Source organism: Bacillus sp. F19, assembly GCA_023823795.1.
Classification (GTDB): domain Bacteria; phylum Bacillota; class Bacilli; order Bacillales; family Bacillaceae; genus Bacillus_P.
Genome location: CP085710.1, coordinates 4,217,736 through 4,236,469, shown reverse-complemented (window position 1 = coordinate 4,236,469; position 18,734 = coordinate 4,217,736). Strand labels below are relative to the sequence as shown.

Genomic DNA, 18,734 nt, shown 5'->3' with positions numbered 1-18,734 from the left:
CCAAATCACGCAATAAGTATTAGCGGACATTAGAAACGACGAAAAATGATCAAAACTGTATGGCTATTCTATTCATAGGAACCATTATGATTATATCTATTGGCGACCGTATTAAAAATAATCCTTTCCTTCTAAATAAGCAAAAACAGCTTTTACTTTTAACTCTAATGAATATTTTGTCATAAAAAACAGCACCTCCAATTGTTAGATGGTGTCTAACAATTGGGGTGCAGTTCAACCGACGGTCTCTTTATTTTATTAAACCTTCATGAAGCCTGTTTTATCTTTTTGGTTTTCAGTGGAATGCTGTTGAGGGAGTTGAATAGGATGATAGTAAGCATCCTTAAAGAATGGTTTATAACTATCATCTATCGGGTGTGCTGAGTAATTGCAAAGGAGACAAAGTATGTTAAATTACGTATTTCCTCAATTACCACCCGATCAAATGGTTTCGTTCATCAGAAATGGACTTAACAAAACACAAAACCCCAAAAAGATCATCATTGTCGGCGCAGGGATGTCAGGACTTGTCGCTGCTTCATTATTAAAGGACGCCGGACACAATGTTACAATCCTTGAAGCAGACGAAAGAATGGGAGGTCGTGTCTACACGTTGAAATCTGATTTTACTGATGGATTATATCTTGAAGCAGGCGCAATGCGTATTCCTCATACTCATTATTTAACATTGGAATACATAAAAAAATTTCACCTATCAGTTAATCGGTTTATTAACAGTACTCCTAACGACATCATCTATGCTAGAGGAATTAAGACCCGATTGAAGTTTTATAAACAGAACCCTGATATTCTAAGGTTTCCGGTAGCTCCACATGAAAGAGGTAAAACGGCTTCAGAATTGCTTACATTAGCAATAAAACCCATCACAGATTTTATCAACCAAAACCCGCAGAGAAATTGGCCTTTGGTCATAAAAGAACTTGATAAATACTCGATGGATGCATTTTTGAGATATAACCCGTTTGGTGTCACTTTATCACCGGCTGCTATCGAAATGATTAAAGTACTTCTTTCACTGGGAGGATTCCCGGAGCTCTCTTTCCTGGAATTATTGCGTGAACTGATGATTTTATTTACCCCTGATGTTCGCTTCTATGAGATCCCGGGTGGAAACGACCAACTTCCTAAAGCATTTCTCCCACAATTGAAGGATAACATTATGTTTGGGCATAAGGTGACGAAAATTACACAGCATCATAACCAAGTAACGATTGACTCTATCCATACCAAAATCTTGAGACCATTTCAAATCACCGGTGATCTTGCCATCGTGACCATTCCCTTTTCGATATTGCAATTTGTCGAGGTTGAACCCCGGAATTCCTTTTCCGAAAACAAATGGAAAGCGATCCGTGACCTACATTATGTTGGCTCCACTAAAACCGGTATCCAGTTTAAAAGCAGGTTCTGGGAAAGAGAAGGTATGTTTGGGGGAAACACAGCTTCTGACCTCCCTATTACATACACTCAATATCCAAGCCATGGGGTGGGTACATCATCCGGGCCAGGTGTCATTTTGGCTAGTTATACATGGGAAGATGATGCGTTACCTTGGGATAGTTTGAATACTGAAAATCGACTGGAATATGCATTGAAAAATTTGGCCACCATTCATGGGGAACAGGTGTATCGTGAGTTTATAACAGGAACGGGCTTTAGTTGGGTTCGAAATCCGTATTCCGGTGGAGCTTTTGCTATGTTTAAACCGGAACAGATAACAGAACTATCTCCCTATATTGCTTCTCCGGAAGGTCGGGTTCACTTTGCCGGTGAACACGCTTCAACAGTTCACGGTTGGATCCAAGGTGCAATTGAATCAGGTATACGGGTTGCAGATGAAGTTAATGACTTACAGAGGACTCTTTTTATCGAGGAAGATTTAACGCAAATTCTTAAGCAGTAAATGCAAATTTTCTAATATCACCAAACAGAAAAAAACCATTCCTTATGTAATAATTCACAAAAACCAGGCCTTATTTTTATCGTTTTGAGGTGTTAGAGTTTCTTAGCTTGATGGGCATGTGTCTGGACCCCTAATTGGTTTATTGACCAAGAGGAGGGTAATCAAAAAATGATCGCTGCAACTCAAGAGCAAGAGCCGAAAAAGGAGAACAAGGGATTTTTCTCTCGTTTTTTCGGTAAAAGCTGATGAAGCTACACATTAGACACAAACTATGTAGTAAAGGGTACAAGATTAACAGAGTCATTTATGAATAGAAACCCTAGTACCAATTGGAACTCTAGATGATAATTCTAGAACATCATGATTAAACATTCTAATACATCCATGTGAGACATTCTTACCGATTGAAGCTGGGTTATTTGTTCCGTGTATACCGTAATGAGGTTTTGACAATCCCATCCAAAGCACTCCAAATCGTGCGGGTGGATGGAGTTGTTTATTGATAATCGTGTATGTCCCAGAAGGTGTTGGTGACAATATTTTCCCAACTGCAATTGGGTAAGCTTTTATAAGCCTGTTTCCATCAAAAAGTTTTAATTGATGTTTTGATGTAGATACGTCAATCCGTCTCGCCATGAAGATCAACTCCATTTTTTTGAATATTGTATGAAGTAACTCAGGCATTTGTTAATTAAGGGGTAGCACCACTTGGTTACTAGAGTTGAAAAATTTTAGTTTTATGATGATCAATAAAAACGAAAGCAGTGTAAATGTGAATCCGCTCCAGATAAGCTGGTGAATGCCTAATTGAGAAATGAACGAGCCACCAATAGAGGTTCCTAAAGCAATTCCAAGGTTGGAAAACGAGACGAATAAGCTATTGCCAAATTCCGGAGCTTCTTTTGCCTCACTTATTAACCATGTTTGACCAACAATTAAACCGCCGGAATGTACGATTCCCCAAATGAATACCATAAAAATCATTGGAACAAGATAAGACCCTAAATAATTAACCAATAAATAAACGACTGAATATAAAATCGGAAAAAATATTACGGTATTTACTATACTTTTTTGCAGAAAAACTCCAAATAAATGATTACCTAAAATCATAGTGACACCAAATATGAATAGCATGATACTGATGAGAGAGCTATTCATGTCTGTTACTTTTGCAAGGTACTCGGCAAAGTAACTGTAAACTGAAAACATGGCTGCAAAAAGAAAGGTAACAGTTGCGATATTTAACCATAATGCTGATTTACGCAATATACGAATTTGCTTGCCAAAAGACATTTTTTCTTCAACGGGCATAGAAGGAAGCAAAATCAATATTCCGATAAATGCGAGAGCATTTACAAATGCTCCAAATATGAACGCAATTTCTAATGAAAACTGTTCTGCAAGGTAAGAAGTCAATGGTACACCTAAAGCAAATCCAACAGTAATTCCCGTAAAAACTTTTGTAACTGCTTGACCGCTTTTTTCTGGAGGGACAAGTTTAGCAGCAGTTACAAGAGCGATTGAAAAGAAGAGTGGGTGAAGTGCTGCTGGAAGAATACGAAAAATGAGCATAACTTCAAATTGTGTTGTATAAGCGTAAATCATATTAGAGATAGCAAAAATAGATATTGCTGTTAATAAAAGTATTTTACGATTAATCCCAGATACGAGCAGTATTAAAAATGGTCCAGAAATCGCAACAACTAGAGCAAATATACTTACTAATAATCCGGCTTGTGCAGTTGAAATTCCAAATTTTTGAGTGATTTGTGGTAATACGCCGACAATACTCATCTCTGTTGTAATAATTCCAAATACACCTACTGCTAGCATAATAATAAGTAGATGGTCTACTTTTTTCATTTATAAAATTCTCCATTCTTATATTGATTTAAAAAGTATGTATACATAAATGCTTAAAATTTATAGGAATCCAATTCATTAACGTAAAAAATAGTTGGGTATTGTTACAAGGGGATATCGCTAAAAATGTCATCGTTCTCTTGTTTATTTAAACACACAATAACAGATATCTGTATAATTAGATATGAAATCTTTAAAAAAATCCTCCTTTCTATTTGTCTTGCATGAACGAGCAGGGAGGTTCCTTTCGCAAAATGGTGAGGTGGAGAACCGGCTTCCTGTAAAAGCAGAATTCGAGAAGACTAAGAATCAGTGAGGTGAAGAAAACTCCCACTGATTCAAGTTTCACTTTATAATTCGTTTTGGACATAATCGGAAAATTCTTGTATTTTTTTTTCATTTCGCCGATAATACGTCCATTTCCCAATTCGTTCGGATTCTAATAATCCTGCATTTTTCATCGTTAATAAATAACTAGAAACAACAGATTGGGCTAAGCCAGTTTTGAGCTGGATATCTCCTACACATACTCCAACTTGAAAACTAATTCCTTGTTCTAAATAAGGCTTTTCGTCAAAAAACTTTTCTGGATTCTTTAGCCATAATAAGATTTGACGTCTAGTATCATTTGATAATGCTTTATAAATTAATGAAGGTTCCATAACTACAATTATATCTACTTTTATAGATTTGTAAATAGGAGATGTTGGAAATGAAATTTCTATTCTCACATATTCGTACTCAACAAATCGACTATCTCTTCGTTTCCAAGTCGTTTGGTAGCCTTAATAGGGGGTTCGATTTGCTTTTCATTATTTGACCTACTGTAAAGGGTGTGGATTTGAAATAAAGTCACGATGTGTATAAAAAAGACGCGAAGTTTTGAAAAAAGCTAGGATGTTTGGGCATTTTTCGATTAAAGAATTTTTTTTAAGTGAGTTTTAATCAAACTTTATTCCAAACCAACAACCACCCTTTTAGTTATTTCTTTATTTTCCCAAAAATTATGTTCATTCAAACATATCTTATTTATATTGGATTTTTGTAGAAAAATACTGAGAAAGCTTGTATGTACGTATCTGCATGTAAAAACTTTACAAAAATCTCACATGAGTTAGGTTGTGAACTTATGCGAATTTGTGTTATTTATAGAATAAGTAAAAAAATTAAGAAATACCAAATTTGCCTAATAACTAAAGCAGGTGAAAATATTGTTAGCTCATAAGCGTCATGAAAATATAATGGAATGCTTGCGAAAAAATAAATCAGTCAAGGTGTCTTCGATCACAAAAATGTTTGGTGTGTCTACCGAAACAGTCCGCAGGGATTTTGAATATCTCGAGAAAGAAGAGTATATAAGAAGGGTGCGCGGTGGAGCGGTTTATTTTAGTTCCTCTTTTCTTTAGAGATATAATTTGCCAAACAATGTTTAACACAGTAGGAGTGGAATTATTAGCTATTCAATTAATCGAATTCTTTAAATTTCTTGTTCCTCTTTTGACTCAATTCTTCTGTGTCCTCATCAAGATAAATTCTGCTTTCCGTTGCTTTATTTTGCCCATTGTATTTGCCCTTATAGGGGGTACTTTCTTGATCCAAGCAAGCTAATACTAATTGGCACAAGCGCCTTCCTGCCTTTAACTCAATGGGCACACAGTTCGCGTTGTAAAGTTCTAAAGTGATGTGTCCTTCAAAACCAGGATCAATCCATCCAGCGTTTTGAATAAACAACCCTAATCTTCCAATCGAACTTCTTCCTTCTACAAAGGCTGTCATATTAGCAGGTAAGCGAATATATTCAATGGTTGTTCCTAACACGAAGGCTTTAGGCGGTATAATAATCTGCTCTTTGCAAATTTCTTTATACATAGCTGGTTTGTCCAGCGAAATGAGAGGGGTAGAATGCTCATCGATGGCCAAAAAGTGACCTCCTATACGTAAATCAATAGAAGCCGGTTGAAGCTGGGATGATATAAGTGGTTCAATAATAATCTCTTTTTCTTTTATTTTCTTTAAGATCGTTTTACTAGACAGGATCATAACCGTGTACCTCCGGATCACTATTTTCTACAATTATCTGTAACGGATACTTACAAGCTTTGCTGGCGTGTTCTGCGCTTCATTTTTCTATTGAAAGTTAGTATTATCTTCTGACTGAGAAACCCAATGAATAAGATGATGACCAATAATAAAGTAATGGTAGCACCTGGGGGAGTGCCTAAGGTATAGGAAGAGGCTAACCCTGAAAAGATGCTAAAAATGGCAATTAGAATAGCGGTCAAAATAACTACTTTAAGCCCTTTTGCGAATCTGATTGCAAAAGCAGCCGGCAAAATCAATAGAGCTGAAACTAAAAGTACGCCAATCGTTGGTATAATGACTGAAATAGCTAAACCAACTAAAATACTAAAGGATAGGGACAATAGATTTGTATTGATGCCACTTGTAAAAGCCGTATCTTCATCGAATGTCATTAAGTATAGTGGCCTCTTTAACATAAAGAAGTAAAGGAGTGTTAGTGCGGTGACTCCACCCATTACATAAAGTTGTTCCCAGCTGATTGTGACAATCGATCCAAATAAATACTGCTCAATGCTGGGTGTCATTCCACCTTCACTTATACTAATTAAGAATAAGGCGAAGGATAGACCTGCTGCCATTAAAATCGCAATTGAAACCTCTGAATAGCTTTGATAGGCACGCCTCATGTATTCAATACCTATTGCTCCTGCTATTACAACAAGAATGCTTGATAGGGTAATATCTGTATGAATAAAAAAACCAATGGCTACGCCAGCCAGAGATATATGGGACAACGTATCTGCCATTAAGGCTTGTCTTCTTAATACGAGGTATACGCCTAATATAGGCGCAAGAATGGCTATTAATCCGCCTGCCCAAAATGCTCGCTGCATGAATTCCAAGTTAAACATTTCCATCCACCTTTTTCACCCCTCTCTAAACGAATCATTTTATCTAAATATTTCTGTGCTTCATTCTGTTCATGTGTGACAATCACAATGGTCCTACTATGTGTTTTCACCTGGTGGGACATAAAGTCATAAAATCCTTTTCTGCTCTCTGCATCCATTCCAGTTGTCGGTTCATCTAATACCAATAAATCAGGATCGGCAGCAAGGACTCTGGCAATAATTATTTTTTGCTTTTGGCCTCCAGATAAAGCACCAATTTTATGATGACGAAATTCCCACATCCCCACCATTTTTAAGGCATTTTCTATCTTTTCTTCATCTTCACGGTTTAACCTTTTAAACCATTTGTACTTAGTAAATCTTCCAGAACACACAAGTTCCAAAACTGTACTTGGAAAACCCGTGTTAAAAGAGGCAATTTGTTGGGGGACGTACCCAATAGTAAGGCGTTTTCCTTCGGCATTATTTTTACTTAGTGTTACCGTTCCTTCCCAAGGTTTTAGTAAACCTAGCATGACTCGTAGCAATGTTGATTTGGACGCTCCATTAGGACCGGTAACGCCAACAAATTCACCACTTTGAATTTCAAAGGACACTCCGTTTAATGATGGAGTATGGGAATATCCAAAAACGACATTAGACAAAGAAACAAGTTTCACTTTTTCTATTCCTCTCTGACGCACACTTTTTAAAATTCATTAATCTACTTCAATTTATTTAAACGACTTTTCAAGGGACTTTAAGTTATTCTTCATTACTTCAATATAACTGAGCCCTTTCTCCTGATCTTCTTTGCTTAAACCCTCTAATGTATTTAACACCTCGGTTTCAGCTCCTAATTCCCCAGCTAATGTTTGAGCTACTTTAGGAGAAGTTGTTTCTTCAAAGTAAATCACGTTTATTTGATGCTTCTTAGCAAATTCCTTGAGTTCAGCAAGTTTAGATGGACTTGGCTCTTCTGATGGAGATAATCCAGCAATTGGTACCTGTGCTAGGCCATACTCTTTTGCTAAATACCCGAAGGCAGCATGTTGGGTAATCATTTCCTTGCTAGAAGCATTTTGCAGTGTTGTTCGGTAAAGTTCATCTAGTTCTTTCAATTGTTGAATATACTCTTTACTATTTCTTTCATAAAATTCCTTATTTTTTGGGTCTTGTTTTACTATAGATTCTGTAATCGTTTGTACCTCTTTTTGAGCAAGGACAGGGCTTAACCAGACGTGTGGATCCATTTGTTCACTGTCTTCTTGATGATTTTCATCCTCGTCATGATGGTCAGCCTCCTGATCATCGTGCTCTGACTCCTCGTCATGATGATGGCCTTCTTCATCATGGTGATCGTGTTCGGTATCTTCCATTAAATTGATTCCCTCACTCGCTTCGATAAACAGGGGTTGTTCTTCATCCAAACTTTCTTGGATAGAGGAAATCCAGGTTTCCATAAAAGGACTGTTATAAACGAGTAGATCGGCCTTTTGAATGGTAGCCATATCTTTCGGAGTAGGTTCCCAATCATGTGGTTCAATATTGGAAGGGATTAAGAGGTCCACTTGAGCCTTATCTTTAGTAATGTTTTTAGTAAACTCATACATAGGATAAAAGGTCGTGACGACATGTAGCTTCTCCTCTGATTTTGTGGCTTCTTCATTTTGGCCTGACGTAACATCCTCTTTATTGCTACATCCCACCATGACTGTAAAACAAACCATGGCTACTAACATTGTTTTTACGTTTAATCGATTCATAGTTTCTCCTCATTTCTATCCATTTAAATATGTGTACTCTCTGATATTTTACAAATCGTAATAATTACGATTTAAGGCTAACCATTGATAATTTACCACTTAATTTTAAAAAGAACAAGGGAAATCTTGGCATAGGGTAATAAAAAAATCCATCGTTTAGAACGATAGATCGGCTAAAATGGTAACATTCTTTTTATAAAATCTTTTTATAAAACTAGATTGTTACTCTTCACGTTAGAAATCATTGGGGAATGAAAGAAACAGATCTTTGGTCAAATCTTTTCCAATCAATACTAAAATAGGTTGTCTCTGATCACTTTTTTCTGTTGATGTATAACGTACCAGCTTATCTGCATACTGGATGTGTGTAAGATGTGAATCCCCCTTGAATTGTACGAGGCCTTTGACACGAATTACGTCTTTCGGTAGATTGTTTAGCCACTTGGTTAATAGCTGCTTGTCCATCATGGGCACTTTTTCCATTTTTATTGTCTTTATGGTACTGTGATGCGACTCATGCTCATGGTGATGATCATTGGCTGTTGTTGGGGGCCTTGAATTTTTAGGTTCAAAGCGATCCTTTCGGATTTCACTAAAATCGGTGGCACCGTAGGAAGTCATCAATACGGGAACCTCATTCTTTTTTAACGAATCAACTTTTTTGTGAATTTTAGGGAGGAGCACGTCATCCACACAGTCTATTTTATTTAGTAGAACAATAGATGAATGTAGTACTTGCTCCTTCATTAGAGTTCGAATTTCTTTTGAACTTGAAAAAATACTTAGGTAATTTAAAAAGTGGCTGGCATCCACTATGCCGATGATTGATTTCAAATCAAACACTTTTTTCATAGAAGCAGGCGTAAAGACCTCTGCTATTTCAAGAGGATGGGCGACTCCCGTTCCTTCTATCAACAAAACATCAATGGGCTCACTTTCATGCTGAATTATTAAAGATTGGAGTGTTAGGTGTAAATCATTTTGAATGGTGCAGCAAATGCATCCATTTAAAAGCTCAATTAATTGCTGGCCCTTAAACAAATGACCTTCAACATGAACTGCCCCTAATTCATTTAAGATAATAGCCACTTTCTTGTTTTCTTTTTTATATTGTTCTACCAACTTTAGCAACATGGTTGTTTTCCCACTGCCTAAAAAACCATTTATCACGTAAACGGATACCTTTTTCATTTCCATTCCTCCTCACAAATAATTCGTAATGAATACGATTTAACCCAATGATTTATGTCTATGTTTAAAAAAGATGACTATTCTTCAATTTTTCGCGTGAACCATTTATCGTTATTTGACCTAACATAACCTTATAGATTGGATAGCTTTTTATTCCATGGGAATGTTTTTGCATTTGCTAATAAAGAAAAGAAGAGATAAAATAACATTGTAAATCGTAATTATTACGATTTGAAGTAATGATACATGTTAATCTGAACTTTAACAAGATGAGTTTATTAAAGGTCTTCATTTCGAAAATAAAAGAGGCCTATTAATGGAGGGAAGTCATATATGGCGACATGGGATTTAAGCAATACAAAGCATCATATCCTTATTTGCAATGGCAGCAGTTGTAATCAGGTCGGAGCAGAAGAACTAACACAAGCTATTCGAAAGGAAATCTCAGAACGAGAGATGGATGATACCATCCACACAACGCGGACCCGTTGCAATGGAAGATGCCATGATAAATGCGTTGTCATCGATTATCCAAAAGGAACATGGTATAAGGATTTGAAACCTGAAGATGCCTCTCCATTTGTTGATTCTCTTCTTGCCAATGAAGATTATCTAGAGAAAGTAAGCCATACATTTCATGGACATGGTTTTAATCGCGAAGAGGAAGTTGTCACTGGGATTCCAAAAGACACAGAAAAAGTTAAAAAAGTATCGAAAATATTGTAGATAAAGGAAGTGATGACGTTGATCAAATCAAATAAAATACCTGTTACTATATTAACGGGATATTTAGGTGCAGGGAAAACAACTCTTTTAAATCGGATCCTTACTGAAAAGCATAATCAAAAAATCGCCGTTATTGTTAATGAGTATGGAGAAGTAGGGATAGACAATCAACTAGTCGTTGATGCCGATGAAGAAATCTTAGAAATGAATAATGGCTGCATCTGTTGTACAGTACGAGGAGATTTAATTCGAATCTTAAGGACTCTAGTTTTTTCAATGGACCAAGGAAGCGTAAAATTTAATCGAGTTTTAATCGAAACAACGGGTTTAGCTGACCCAGCACCTGTTGCTCAAACCTTTTTTATGGATGAATTACTATCTGAAAAATTTGAAGTAGATAGTATAATCACCGTAGTTGACAGTAAGCACATCACCAAGCACTTAGATGGTCATGATGAAGCACAAGAGCAGATTGCATTTGCCGATGTGATTATTTTAAATAAAACAGACTTAGTAACAGAAGATAATCAAACCTTTTTAGAGCGAAGAATTTCCAAGATGAATCCAGCAGCTAAGAGAATGCATGCTCAAAATTGCAATATAAATCTAAAAGATATCCTCGGGATTCATACATTCGATCTCAACCGTAAACTTGAAATTGATCCTCATTTTTTGGAAGATCATCACCAACACCATCATGATGATAAGGTGTCATCGATTGCCTTTAGGGAAGAGAAACCACTAGACTTTGAAAAAGTAAATCGATGGATGAGTTACCTTGTTCGAGAGAAAGGAGAAGATCTCTTGCGTTATAAGGGGATTTTATATATCCAGGACAGAGAAGAGCGATTGGTTTTCCAAGGTCTGCATATGTTGTTTTCAGGGAGTCCAGATCGTAAGTGGAAAGATAATGAAACGAGGATCAGTGAACTTGTCTTTATCGGGAAAAATTTAGACAAAGAGGCGCTTGAGCAGCAATTTAAACATTGCATAGCAACCTAAACTAACCTCTATATCCTGGAAGAACGAAAACGATACTATCCTAACAGAAGAGCCATTTAATTTCGTTAAAGGAGATTTATGATTATGCTAGATAACCTGTACCGCCAAGTTATCATGGATCATTATCGATATAAAAGAAACTTCGAAGAGTTAACAGGAAAAAATGTGCGGAGTATCCATTATAAGAATCCTACGTGTGGGGATGTCATGACGTTATATTTAGATCTTGATTGTGATCTGGTCAAAAAAGCAACGTTCTTGGGTGAGGGGTGCAGCATAAGTATGGCATCTGCATCTATGATGACTGAGCTTATACAAAACAGGACTCTTAAAGAGATTTATACCTTTAGAAAAGCATTTGAGCAGTTATTAGTCCATGGAGAAGTAGTGGACGGAGTAGATCTAGGTGATAGTCTATCGCTTCAAGGTGTCCATCAATTAAAAGCAAGACACAATTGCGCGTTAATGACTTGGCAAGCACTAGACAAAATTTTAAACGATGAGGAGGCATACGATACCTTATAGTTCATAAAAAACATTTTAATGTGGACTATAAATGGTTTCAAAGAATATAACATGAGCTCTACAATATTCCCTTTTCAACTAGGAACATTTAGGTTAATGGTACTATCAGATGGAGCCTTCCCAGTTACCAAGGACTTCTTTTTCGCGAATACGCCGGAGGACATCATTCATCACATTCCGACTGATTTTCATGTTCCACTAAATTTCATGTTTATAGATACGGGTGACAAAAACATTTTAATTGATGCAGGATTTGGAAAGGATCATCTACCAACAGCAGGGAAGTTACTTGGCCAGTTAGAAACACAAGGGATCTATCCAGAGGATATCGACATTGTTATTATTACTCATGGGCATATGGACCATGTTGGAGGCCTCTCGTATGACGGATCACCGACTTTTCCAAATGCAGAATATATCATACGAAAAGATGAGTGGGACCTATGGGAAAGCAATCCTCAATCAAAGGAATTCAAAAAATTAGAGCCTTTAAGGAACCAGAAGACCGTAATTGCATCAGATATCGAGATAGTTCCTGGTGTTCATCTTCTTATTGCACCTGGACATACAACAGGTCATCTTTCCCTCACTCTCTATTCGGAAGGGAACTATTTATTGGTGGCTTCGGATATTTTAAACGATCCGTTATCGTTGCACCATCTTCCTTCTCATATTCGTGCGGAAATGTCACCTGATCTAGGGTTAAAAACACGAAAACGTTTTTTGCAGGATGCAATAGAGAAGGAAGCTTTATTGTTTGTGTGCCACTATCCTTTTCCAGGAGTGGGGCGTGTTAAAAGGGAAGGTTCAACATGGGTATGGGTGCCAGTAATGGAGAATACAAAATAACACACGAGATAATGAAAGTTTCTCCTTGCCACCATCTGTAATAGTTTGCTTTAGTAGTAGAGATTAATCAATTGAATGAATATTCAGATAAATCAACATTAATTACTAATGATTATGAAAATCAGAAAAAGCAAGGGATACTAGACCCAGTATTTATCCCAAAGCTTTGGGGATTAAGAATGCCGATTAATGGGAGGAAGAATATAAAAGAGATAAAGTGTTCACTTCACCAAAGAGAAAAGTTGAATAACATATCCAAATCCACTTTAATTTTATATATATGTTGAATTAATCTTTTAGAATTGAGCCCATAGTATATTGGAATTTAGGGGGCTGTATCACTGAAACAGTAATTGTTTCAACTGGTTCAGTCCCCTTTACACTTTAGATTACTAACGTTTCAGACGGTTGGCCAAATTTACAGAAAGAGGGTAGATCTGATGGGACTTTGACAGGTATTAGACTTACGCTAAATACAAATTAAAATAGTCCTTTACGATGGAAAAAAAGTAGAAGCTTCTACTGATAATTAGGAGATAGTTGAAGAAATTCGTGGGGCGGTTGAAAAAATCGATTAAGGTATTACGATCGGATTTGGAAAATTCAGAAATGCTCTGATTTACAAAAAAGACATAAAAATGTTGCTATTATTTAGTCCACACCTATTTTCTTTTGAGCATTTATAAAGGGTTTAAACAATTTCAAGAAAGGGGGTGAAGGAACAGTGTCAAATGCTGTAAAGTTATATCAATTAAGTCGAAAAGTACATAAATGGGCAGGATTAATTTTATCTGTTGTTTTTATGTTTTTAGCTGTAACAGGACTTTTAATTGTTTTTTCAACACAACTTGGATTGGGTTCGGGTGTTAATACTGTGGAGGGGAATGCCAAGCCAAGCCAAACGATACCTATTGATAAGGTTCTATCCATTACTTCTCAGGAGTTTTCTAGTGTAAAGTCGTTCAAAGATATCTCAAGAATTGAATTGACTGCAAGTCCACATGTTTACAGGGTTCTAGCAAACGATCAAGAAGTTGTAATGGATGCGAGCACGGGGAAAATTTTATCTAAAAAACCAGATTACACAACCTTACTCATTACTATGCATGATGGAAGCTTCTTTGGTAATTGGTATAAATTCAGTGCTGTAGCGATGGCAGGTTTATCCTTAATCTTACTTTCATTCTCTGGATATTACATGGTTGGCTTTCCTCTTTATAAACGTCTAATGGTAAGAAAAAAAGCGAAAAATTTAGAAATTTAGTAATAGGCCTTTGTATTGTTTAATTAAAAAGAAGTCAAGGAGTGTGATGGAACAATGTCCAAATCTGTAAAGTTGTATCAATTAAGCCGAAAAGTACATAAATGGGCAGGATTAATTTTATCTGTTGTTTTTATGTTTATAGCAGTCACAGGCCTCTTGCTTGTTTATATGATACCACTCGGAGTGGCTGATGAGTTAAGGACGGGGAAAGAGGCGAGTCCAAGTCAATCGATACCTATGGATAAGGTCGTGTCCATTGCCACGTCTCAGGGACTTCCGAGTGTAGCATCGGTTGAAGATATATTTAGAATTGAATATAGACCAAGTGCAAATGTTTACCAGGTTCGCTTTAATAACAGTCAAGGTGTTCAAATCGATGCAAGTACGGGAAAAGTTTTATCTACAAATCCAGATTACTCAACTTTTCTCATTACTTTGCATGATGGATCCTTCTTTGGTAATTGGTATAGATACAGTATCCTTACTATGACAGGTTTATCCTTAATACTGCTGTCATTTTCAGGGTATTATATGTTTGGCTTTCCTTTTTATAAGCGTCTAATGGCGAAAAAAAAAGCAAGAGATTTGGAGGTTTAGCCACAGCTCTACATGGGGGAGAACTAGCTACCATAAGAAGACTTCTTTCTTATGCGACTTCAGAACATAAAGTTGACCAAGAATATGAAAAATACATACAATCATTAAAGCGAAGATTATATGGATTTGAGCTTAAAGGGGAAATAGTTGGTTGTATAGGTATTGAACTTAATAATTCAAATGGTTGTGAGATAAAACATATTGTAGTCTCCCCAGTGCGAAGAGTAAAAGGGATAGGTAGCAAAATGATTAAGTTCGGCTGTGAAAAACATTCATTGATCGATAAAGGTGCAGTAGATTTTTATCGATCAATGAATGTTTTAAGATAACGAGATTAAATGAAAAGTATCCAGACTTTGAACGTATTCTATGTATATACAAGAGCCGATAATCTTTTTAAACTCTTTTCACTAATATAAGTTAATCGATCTTCCATCATCGGGCGCAATTGAATAATTAAATCCCAATTTCTCATTTATATCACTGAGAGATTGGGATTTTTTAATACTGGAGTGTCCTTAACGTTGTAAATCCGCGTTTTGCTGGCGGTACCCCATCGCTATCAAGCTAACAAAACAAAATACCCCCTAAAATGAAAAAAATACGCTATTCTTTCTGTAGACTCATAGGAAAGGATGGCGTTTTTGTATGTCTATTTCTGTATCTGATGAATTACAACTATTTGCTCAAGAAATTCAAAACTTCTTATCTCCAAATTTCTTACGAGATCTTGCTAGAGATGTTGGTTTTGTACAACGAACCAGTAAGTACCAAGCAAAAGATTTAGTCGCTTTATGTGTATGGATGAGTCAAAATGTCGCTAAAACCTCTTTAACTCAGTTATGTAGCTGTTTAGAGGCATCAACAGAAGTGCTCATCAGTCCTGAGGGACTGAATCAACGATTTAATGCCACATCCGTGCAATTTCTACAACAAGTGTTAGCCGAACTTCTCAACCAAAAGTTATCTTCAACTAAGCTGCTCACTTCTCCATACACTTCTATTTTCAAGCGTATTCGTATCCTAGATTCAACTGCATTTCAACTTCACGATGTATTTTCATCTGTTTATCCAGGTGCAGGAGGATGCAGTCATACAGCGGGGGTGAAGATTCAGCTTGAGTATGATCTATTAAGTGGACAGTTCCTACATATTCATACAGGTCCAGGTAAACAACATGATCGAACCTATGGTTCTCTGTGTGTCCCAACTGTGACAGCGAATGATTTATGTATCCGTGATTTAGGTTATTTTCACTTGAAAGATCTTCAACATATACAAGATAAAAAGGCTTACTATATCTCTCGTATTAAATCAAATACACGTATTTATCAAAAAAATCCCAACCCTGATTATTTTCAAGATGGAAGAATCAAGAAAGGTACAGAGTATATACAGATAGATATGGAGGTCTTAATGAACTCACTTCAACCAGGACAAACATGCGAAATATCCGACGCTTATGTAGGAATGACTGATAAAGTACCAACTCGTGTGATTGTTCATCGGCTAACAAAAGAACAACAACAAAAACGATTACAAGATCAAACTGTAAGAGAAAAAAAGAAAGGAATGAAGTATTCTCCTCGTAGTAAACGACTCAGTGGTATCAATGTATATATGACAAACACTCCTACAGATATTGTCCCGATGGGACAAGTACATGATTGGTACTCTTTACGTTGGCAAATCGAAATTTTATTTAAAACGTGGAAATCATTCTTTCAAATTGATCAGTGTAAAAAGATATAACCAGAAAGATGGGAGTGCCATTTGTATGGACAATTGATTGCCATTCTACTCTGTTCTTCTATCATGTTTCAAATGCGGCAATTACTTCTTATGAAAAAGAAACGAGAACTGAGTGAGTATAAGGCCATATATATGATTAAAGATTATTTTCTTCTTCTTTTCCAAGCTATACAGAAAGACACCCAAGAGCTATCAAAGGTTTTACTTCGCCTGTTCAACCTCCTACAGCAAAACGGGCGAAAATCTCATCGATATGAGAAGAAAACAGTCTTTGATATATTAGGTGTCGTTTACAATTGTACCATGTCTGATAATCAAGCGGCTTAATTCAAAAAAGGAAACCCGTTAGGGTTTATTTCGTATGCAAATCTTTAAAGCATCTACATATAGACTTTCGAAAAAAAGAAACAATCTTGCTTATCATTGACGTTACATGAGCTTAGCTTGATAACGATGTGGCGGTACCCCTACCCCAAGTATTAAATAGAGATTACATGTACTTTCCAAATGTGGTCAGTCTTTTTCCAACATTCAAACGTAGCCAAAGGAAAAGGGACAATATAAAATTAATAACGAAGGGTTTTACAACAAAAGTCCGTCTTGATATTTGACATCTATTTGATAAAAATAGAATATATTGGACACCATATCCTAAAATCAGAAATTTACAACATAGGTATAAGGAGAAAGGTACAATGAAGACTTCAGGAGAAAGCTTTGAAATTATATTAGGAGTACACCGTAAAGGAAGGCGTAAAAATGAAACTTATTATTCAGAGAACAGCTTTGAAAACCCCATCATACATAGGGAGATACATGGGGATAAAGTATATGTCCCATTAAATATGGAAAGAGTTTGGAATCAGATTAGTTAAAAAAAGCAAACTCTTTTTCAGGATACTACAAGCAAACGCAAATTTACAACGATAAGGGATTGTAAAAAGCCGGTTTTCCTACGTAGTGGAACAGCCGGCCAGACTTTTATGAAGAAAATTTTCTCGGCAATTATTGAAATTTCATGCTTTTTTATGTGTTCAAAAGATGTTTGGAGATTACGATTCTTTGAATTTCATTTGTTCCTTCATAAATTTGCGTGACCTTAAAAACACCCCGTTCGAAAAAGTGTACTTTTTTTCGAACGGGGCGTTTTTTAAGCATTAACAGCTGTTAATTTTGTTTCTAAAGAATATTTGGTCATAAAAAAACTGCACCTCCAATTGTTAGTTGTGTCTAACAATTGGGGTGCAGTTCACTTGGAAGATCCTTTTATGGTGCTTGTTGAATTAATGCGCCCAGTTAGTTAGTAGAATAGAGTTAACAATAAATCTCATAAAAGGTCGAACAGAAGGTAAAGAGATATTGCACCAGATAACGTTGCTATACCTATATGTCTTAACATTTTATTATCTCTTTCGTTTACATCTGCTACTTTAAACATAATTAGAACAGCATAACCTATGCTAAAGAAAAATTGTACGATCAAATATGATGTTAATATGTACATGAGAAATATAAGCATATTTAAATATATCCTCCTAAAAACAAGGAATATTTAACCATTCCATTTTTTTCTAATTCCATTATACTTATAAGCGATGTTATCGGTATTGAAAAAGGATATTCAATCGAAGATCCTTTTATTCACCTAAAGTCAAAGGCGGCTTGTGCCAGGGTGAAAGTTGCGACGAAACTTACAAAAAAATCACTATTCTCCCATTCCTTCTAAATCGATGAGAGAATAGTGTTTTAAAACTCTCGTTAATATTTGATTTCGATTGCCGAAGCTTTGTTGTCCCAATCCGAAGCCATATTAGCAGTTTTACCATACCAATCAGAGTGTCTAAACAAAACTCCTCTTCCATACCCATGATATGAAGTATGCTCCCATAGCGTCGTCGAATAGCTATAAGAAGGTGACGCTGTACTTAAGGAGGAAATTCTGTCATTCCAGCTGGAAGGCAAGTTTGTAAACCCGTATCTCCAATAAATATATTGTCCACCTTTATATTTATACTCATAGAAATCGGTACAACAAGGACCGCTGGCCATGATCCCGATTTCGTTTTGCGCGACTCTGTTTTGAAGTTTCTGTCTTTGTTTATCTTTTTCGATAAATGCCTGCAAAGTTTCTCTGCTCGTAAATCCATACGCTAACCAATCGCCTTTTTTATTCTGTTTAGGCAGAACCATGGTTATTTTTATGTCTTTGTTGGACTTGTTATTTACTGTGGCCAAGGAATTCATATCTTTTCCATCTACAGTTAAATAGTGGAACGATTCAATTGTATAATCTTTTTCTGCTGCATATGTCGCTGGTACCATTACCATCAAAACGAAAAGAAAACATATTGCGGAAAGAC

19 protein-coding genes and 1 pseudogene are annotated in these 18,734 nt (G+C 36.2%); 11 read left to right on the top strand and 9 right to left on the bottom strand.

From position 1 onward, the window contains the following. Nucleotides 1-406: 406 nt before the first annotated feature. Entirely contained in the window at nucleotides 407-1,924 is a 1,518-nt protein-coding gene (locus LIT25_21860) for a flavin monoamine oxidase family protein (protein ID USK33156.1), read from the top strand. A gap of 300 nt (nucleotides 1,925-2,224) precedes the next feature. Here the strand turns inward: LIT25_21860 and LIT25_21855 are convergent, their stop codons facing one another. The 3 genes from LIT25_21855 to LIT25_21845 form a co-directional block, all read right to left on the bottom strand. Then, the gene (locus tag LIT25_21855; GenBank protein ID USK33155.1) at nucleotides 2,225-2,560 is read right to left on the bottom strand and encodes a L,D-transpeptidase; all 336 of its coding nucleotides are present in this window, start codon (nucleotides 2,558-2,560) and stop codon (nucleotides 2,225-2,227) included. Between the two features lie 51 nt (nucleotides 2,561-2,611). Continuing rightward, the gene (locus LIT25_21850; GenBank protein ID USK33154.1) at nucleotides 2,612-3,790 is read right to left on the bottom strand and encodes an MFS transporter; all 1,179 of its coding nucleotides are present in this window, start codon (nucleotides 3,788-3,790) and stop codon (nucleotides 2,612-2,614) included. A 350-nt stretch (nucleotides 3,791-4,140) separates the two neighbouring features. Next, nucleotides 4,141-4,452 carry an ArsR family transcriptional regulator gene (locus LIT25_21845; protein USK36370.1) on the bottom strand — a complete coding sequence of 104 codons (312 nt, stop codon included), beginning with the start codon at nucleotides 4,450-4,452 and terminating at the stop codon, nucleotides 4,141-4,143. 579 nt (nucleotides 4,453-5,031) lie between these two features. On the opposite strand from LIT25_21845, the gene LIT25_21840 reads away from it, so the two are divergent. Then, the gene (locus LIT25_21840; GenBank protein USK36369.1) at nucleotides 5,032-5,196 is read left to right on the top strand and encodes a DeoR family transcriptional regulator; all 165 of its coding nucleotides are present in this window, start codon (nucleotides 5,032-5,034) and stop codon (nucleotides 5,194-5,196) included. 58 nt (nucleotides 5,197-5,254) lie between these two features. Here the strand turns inward: LIT25_21840 and dcd are convergent, their stop codons facing one another. From dcd to LIT25_21815, 5 genes are all read right to left on the bottom strand, one after another. Next, on the bottom strand, nucleotides 5,255-5,830 hold the full coding sequence (gene dcd / locus LIT25_21835) for a dCTP deaminase (protein ID USK33153.1): 576 nt from the start codon (nucleotides 5,828-5,830) through the stop codon (nucleotides 5,255-5,257). Nucleotides 5,831-5,880: 50 nt separating this feature from the next. Beyond that, a complete protein-coding gene (locus LIT25_21830; protein USK33152.1) occupies nucleotides 5,881-6,729 on the bottom strand; it encodes a metal ABC transporter permease in 849 nt (282 codons plus the stop codon). Continuing rightward, nucleotides 6,675-7,382, bottom strand: coding sequence for a metal ABC transporter ATP-binding protein (locus LIT25_21825; GenBank protein ID USK33151.1), 708 nt, complete (start codon nucleotides 7,380-7,382; stop codon nucleotides 6,675-6,677). Before LIT25_21825 ends, LIT25_21830 begins: the two co-directional genes overlap by 55 nt. 54 nt (nucleotides 7,383-7,436) lie before the next feature. Then, nucleotides 7,437-8,468: a metal ABC transporter substrate-binding protein gene (locus LIT25_21820; protein ID USK33150.1), complete on the bottom strand. Its 1,032-nt coding sequence runs from the start codon at nucleotides 8,466-8,468 to the stop codon at nucleotides 7,437-7,439. A 234-nt stretch (nucleotides 8,469-8,702) separates the two neighbouring features. Further along, nucleotides 8,703-9,659 (bottom strand): GTP-binding protein, encoded by a 957-nt coding sequence (locus tag LIT25_21815; GenBank protein USK33149.1) that lies wholly within the window; start codon nucleotides 9,657-9,659, stop codon nucleotides 8,703-8,705. A 333-nt stretch (nucleotides 9,660-9,992) separates the two neighbouring features. Here LIT25_21815 and LIT25_21810 point away from each other — a divergent pair, with 333 nt between their 5' ends. The 9 genes and pseudogenes from LIT25_21810 to LIT25_21770 all read left to right on the top strand — a co-directional run bounded on the left by LIT25_21810 (nucleotide 9,993) and on the right by LIT25_21770 (nucleotide 17,249). Beyond that, a complete protein-coding gene (locus tag LIT25_21810; protein USK33148.1) occupies nucleotides 9,993-10,385 on the top strand; it encodes a (2Fe-2S) ferredoxin domain-containing protein in 393 nt (130 codons plus the stop codon). Nucleotides 10,386-10,397: 12 nt separating this feature from the next. Continuing rightward, a complete protein-coding gene (locus LIT25_21805; GenBank protein USK33147.1) occupies nucleotides 10,398-11,387 on the top strand; it encodes a GTP-binding protein in 990 nt (329 codons plus the stop codon). Between the two features lie 84 nt (nucleotides 11,388-11,471). Then, on the top strand, nucleotides 11,472-11,912 hold the full coding sequence (locus LIT25_21800) for an SUF system NifU family Fe-S cluster assembly protein (GenBank protein USK33146.1): 441 nt from the start codon (nucleotides 11,472-11,474) through the stop codon (nucleotides 11,910-11,912). Nucleotides 11,913-12,008: 96 nt separating this feature from the next. Continuing rightward, nucleotides 12,009-12,761, top strand: coding sequence for an MBL fold metallo-hydrolase (locus LIT25_21795; GenBank protein ID USK33145.1), 753 nt, complete (start codon nucleotides 12,009-12,011; stop codon nucleotides 12,759-12,761). 724 nt (nucleotides 12,762-13,485) lie between these two features. Continuing rightward, nucleotides 13,486-14,025 (top strand): PepSY domain-containing protein, encoded by a 540-nt coding sequence (locus tag LIT25_21790; protein USK33144.1) that lies wholly within the window; start codon nucleotides 13,486-13,488, stop codon nucleotides 14,023-14,025. Between the two features lie 54 nt (nucleotides 14,026-14,079). Further along, a complete protein-coding gene (locus tag LIT25_21785; protein USK33143.1) occupies nucleotides 14,080-14,622 on the top strand; it encodes a PepSY domain-containing protein in 543 nt (180 codons plus the stop codon). A gap of 32 nt (nucleotides 14,623-14,654) precedes the next feature. Next, the gene (locus tag LIT25_21780; protein ID USK36368.1) at nucleotides 14,655-14,951 is read left to right on the top strand and encodes a GNAT family N-acetyltransferase; all 297 of its coding nucleotides are present in this window, start codon (nucleotides 14,655-14,657) and stop codon (nucleotides 14,949-14,951) included. A gap of 319 nt (nucleotides 14,952-15,270) precedes the next feature. Further along, nucleotides 15,271-16,701, top strand: a pseudogene (locus LIT25_21775) (IS4 family transposase). Nucleotides 16,702-17,069: 368 nt separating this feature from the next. Then, nucleotides 17,070-17,249, top strand: coding sequence for a hypothetical protein (locus LIT25_21770; protein ID USK33142.1), 180 nt, complete (start codon nucleotides 17,070-17,072; stop codon nucleotides 17,247-17,249). An 883-nt stretch (nucleotides 17,250-18,132) separates the two neighbouring features. On the opposite strand, the gene LIT25_21765 is transcribed toward LIT25_21770, so the two are convergent. Then, nucleotides 18,133-18,702, bottom strand: a complete 570-nt coding sequence (locus LIT25_21765; GenBank protein ID USK36367.1) for a hypothetical protein — start codon at nucleotides 18,700-18,702, stop codon at nucleotides 18,133-18,135. Between the last annotated feature and the right edge of the window lie 32 nt (nucleotides 18,703-18,734).

Coding starts and splice junctions, on each gene's coding strand:
- LIT25_21815 (USK33149.1), bottom strand. CDS start 9,659: ATGAAAAAGGTATCCGTTTACGTGATAAATGGTTTTTTAGGCAGTGGG.
- LIT25_21805 (USK33147.1), top strand. CDS start 10,398: ATGACGTTGATCAAATCAAATAAAATACCTGTTACTATATTAACGGGA.
- LIT25_21830 (USK33152.1), bottom strand. CDS start 6,729: ATGGAAATGTTTAACTTGGAATTCATGCAGCGAGCATTTTGGGCAGGC.
- LIT25_21765 (USK36367.1), bottom strand. CDS start 18,702: ATGGTAATGGTACCAGCGACATATGCAGCAGAAAAAGATTATACAATT.
- LIT25_21850 (USK33154.1), bottom strand. CDS start 3,790: ATGAAAAAAGTAGACCATCTACTTATTATTATGCTAGCAGTAGGTGTA.
- LIT25_21770 (USK33142.1), top strand. CDS start 17,070: ATGAAGACTTCAGGAGAAAGCTTTGAAATTATATTAGGAGTACACCGT.
- LIT25_21795 (USK33145.1), top strand. CDS start 12,009: ATGGTACTATCAGATGGAGCCTTCCCAGTTACCAAGGACTTCTTTTTC.
- LIT25_21820 (USK33150.1), bottom strand. CDS start 8,468: ATGAATCGATTAAACGTAAAAACAATGTTAGTAGCCATGGTTTGTTTT.
- LIT25_21810 (USK33148.1), top strand. CDS start 9,993: ATGGCGACATGGGATTTAAGCAATACAAAGCATCATATCCTTATTTGC.
- dcd (USK33153.1), bottom strand. CDS start 5,830: ATGATCCTGTCTAGTAAAACGATCTTAAAGAAAATAAAAGAAAAAGAG.
- LIT25_21840 (USK36369.1), top strand. CDS start 5,032: ATGGAATGCTTGCGAAAAAATAAATCAGTCAAGGTGTCTTCGATCACA.
- LIT25_21855 (USK33155.1), bottom strand. CDS start 2,560: ATGGCGAGACGGATTGACGTATCTACATCAAAACATCAATTAAAACTT.
- LIT25_21845 (USK36370.1), bottom strand. CDS start 4,452: ATGGAACCTTCATTAATTTATAAAGCATTATCAAATGATACTAGACGT.
- LIT25_21800 (USK33146.1), top strand. CDS start 11,472: ATGCTAGATAACCTGTACCGCCAAGTTATCATGGATCATTATCGATAT.
- LIT25_21860 (USK33156.1), top strand. CDS start 407: ATGTTAAATTACGTATTTCCTCAATTACCACCCGATCAAATGGTTTCG.
- LIT25_21785 (USK33143.1), top strand. CDS start 14,080: ATGTCCAAATCTGTAAAGTTGTATCAATTAAGCCGAAAAGTACATAAA.